Here is a 296-nt window from a genome sequence, read left to right on the forward strand (position 1 = left end):
AAAGCGTAACCTGGCTGGAAAGCCCAGTATTGCTTTCTGAACTGAAGAGAGAAGGGATGTACTTTCCTTCTTCTGTCTTATTGTACATTGTGAATACAAAATTTTTGTCTATCACGCACGCACATGTCAGATGTTCGAAAGGTCTGCAGATAATTCGAGGGATTTCCTGATCTTCCTCAACGTCAAAATCATCGTTTAAATAGCGGACCTTTATCTGCTCGCAAAGTGCGCTTTTGCTCAAGTCACTTTCAAATGCAAAAATCCCCTTGAACATAGCAGGGAATCTGTCATCAAGA

Annotated in this window: 1 protein-coding gene; it reads right to left on the bottom strand. The window is 41.2% G+C overall.

Going from position 1 to position 296, the window contains the following annotated elements; all coding sequences use genetic code 11:
• The coding region (locus BK665_RS34680) for a hypothetical protein (RefSeq protein WP_221179288.1) at window positions 1-296 on the bottom strand (296 nt) is incomplete at both ends.

Origin of the sequence: Pseudomonas frederiksbergensis, from assembly GCF_003732665.1 — a bacterium.
Classification (GTDB): domain Bacteria; phylum Pseudomonadota; class Gammaproteobacteria; order Pseudomonadales; family Pseudomonadaceae; genus Aquipseudomonas; species Aquipseudomonas frederiksbergensis_G.